The organism is Modestobacter sp. KNN46-3, assembly GCF_011039295.1.
On record NZ_JAAKGN010000298.1, the window covers coordinates 1 to 2,066 of the forward strand.

The 2,066-nt window shown below is 72.7% G+C and carries 3 protein-coding genes; 2 read left to right on the forward strand and 1 reads right to left on the reverse strand.

Features of this window, described 5'->3' with window-relative positions; all coding sequences use genetic code 11:
- Both G5C62_RS26680 and G5C62_RS26685 read left to right on the forward strand, forming a co-directional pair.
- Positions 1-549 (forward strand): zinc-binding dehydrogenase (locus G5C62_RS26680; RefSeq protein ID WP_164703365.1); only part of this gene is annotated, 549 nt, incomplete at its 5' end.
- A gap of 13 nt (positions 550-562) precedes the next feature.
- Positions 563-1,150, forward strand: coding sequence for a hypothetical protein (locus G5C62_RS26685; RefSeq protein ID WP_164703366.1), 588 nt, complete (start codon positions 563-565; stop codon positions 1,148-1,150).
- Positions 1,151-1,163: 13 nt separating this feature from the next.
- Here the strand turns inward: G5C62_RS26685 and G5C62_RS26690 are convergent.
- Positions 1,164-2,066 (reverse strand): DUF2254 domain-containing protein (locus G5C62_RS26690; protein ID WP_164703367.1); only part of this gene is annotated, 903 nt, incomplete at its 5' end.

A 2,066-nucleotide genomic window follows, 5' to 3' on the forward strand; every position in this document is an offset into this window, starting at 1 on the left:
GGCGCCGGCCGGGTCATCGTCGTCGACCACCTCACCGAGCGGCTGGCGAAGGCCCGGGAGATGGCCCACGCCGAGACGCTGGACTACGACGAGCTCGACGACGTGGTCGTCGAGTTGAAGCAGCAGACCGACTACCTGGGTGCCGACGTGGTCATCGACGCGGTGGGCGCGGAGGCCGACGGCAACGCCCTCCAGCAGCTCACCGGGCCGAAGTTCAAGCTGCAGGGCGGGTCGCCGACCGCGCTGAACTGGGCCATCGACGCCGCGCGCAAGGGCGGCACCATCTCCGTGGTGGGCGCCTACGGCCCCATCCCGAACGCGGTGAAGTTCGGCGATGCGTTGAACAAGGGCCTCACCCTGCGGATGAACCAGACCCCGGTGAAGCGGCAGTGGCCCCGGATGTTCGAGCACGTGCGCAACGGTCACCTGACCCCGCGGCAGATGGTCACCCACCGGTTCCCGCTGGAGGACATCGCCGAGGCCTACCACGTCTTCTCCGCCAAGCTCGACGGCTGCATCAAGCCGCTCGTCGTGCCGGGCGCGAACTGAGGGAGTGACCACCATGACCGAGCCCGACATCCCCAGCGCCTACGTCCGCGACAAGCGCACCGCACCACCCAGCCGGGAGGAGCTGCGGGCCCGCATCCCCGGCTGGGGCGTCGACCTCGACCCCGCCGACCGGCCGTCGTCCCCGAAGCTGCAGTACCCCGCCGAGACCGGTGCCCACTGGGACTTCCCGGAGCGGCAGCCGGGGTCGGCGGGGCGGGAGCGCTCCATCGAGCATGCGTTCGTGACCCCGGTCTTCGGCACCGCGCAGCCGCTGCACGGTCTCTCCGGGGCGATCCGGCGGCTGGCCTACGAGCGCTTCGGCGAGGGCCGGCTGGCGCACTGGCTGCTGCTGGTCGTCGGTGACCGGGTGGATGCGGGGGAGAGCCATCTGCGCTCGTTCCTCAGCGGTCACCCGGACAACCCGGTCACCGAGACCGGCGTGCGTACCGAGTTCTCGCACGCCGGCCTGCGGTCCCGGTCCGGCCGCTCCGACCGGCGCCACCACCTGCTGGACCCCGTGCTGGTGGCCGGCCCGTGGGTGGCCGGCGCCGGGGCGGCGTTCCTGGGCTTCCGGCGACTGGCCCGCGTGCTGCGTCCCTGAGCGGCCGGGCGGTTCAGATCGAGCGGGTCGTCCCGGCGCGGTCCCGGTAGGCATCGTCGACCTGCCCGGCCAGCGCGAGCGACACCCGGTGGGCCATGTCCCGGACCGATTCCTGGTCGGCGTCCAGCAGCCGGTCGGACATCTCCGCCACCACGAGCTCGACCTGGTCGCTGACGACCCGGCGCTGGTCGTCGTCCCGGACGTGGACGGCGACGTCGCGGAGCAGCCGCAGCACTGCGGTGAGCACGGTCGGCTCGTCCCGCCCGAACCGGCGGATCTGTGCGCAGGACAGGTCCAGGTAGTAGTGCAGGTCGCGGTCGGGGAGCACGGCCCGCGCGATGCCGTCCTCGTCGCGGTGCAGCTGCGGACCCAGCCGCCGGCCGGTCAGCTGCACGAGCAGGTCGCTGCAGTAGCCCAGTGCCTCGGCCGCCGTCGTCGGGTCGTTGACCCCGGGCGAGATCGCCTTGAGCGCGATGTCGACGAGCTGCCGCACCCCGAAGGCGACGTCTTGTTCCTCGGTGCGCTCGAAGCCCAGGTTGATCGACCCGCGCAGGGCAGCCACGAGCGCGTCGACCGGCACCTCGCCTCCGTCGTCGGGGAAGACGGCGGCGATCGGTGCCCCCACCACCACCGAGTCACCTGGCCGGACCCCCAGCCTCAGGAGGACACCGTGCTCCCGGGCGGCCTCGACGAGTGGCCCGGGGGCCACCGTTCGGACGAACCCGCTGCGCCAGGCCGGGACGAGCACGCCCCCGTCCGGCCCCGGCAGCTCGGGGCCGGGCCACTCGGGCTCCTCCCCGTAGAGGGGGTAGGCGTCTTCCATGCTGGTGACCGAGTCCTCGTGGACGGCGGCCATCATGTTGTCGACCCGCAACCGGGCGACCATGTGCGCGATGAAGCCGATCAGCGTGCCCCC

What these genes read in the sequence shown, in the direction of transcription:
- G5C62_RS26685 (WP_164703366.1), top strand. Translation starts at nt 563, where the DNA reads ATGACCGAGCCCGACATCCCCAGCGCCTACGTCCGCGACAAGCGCACC.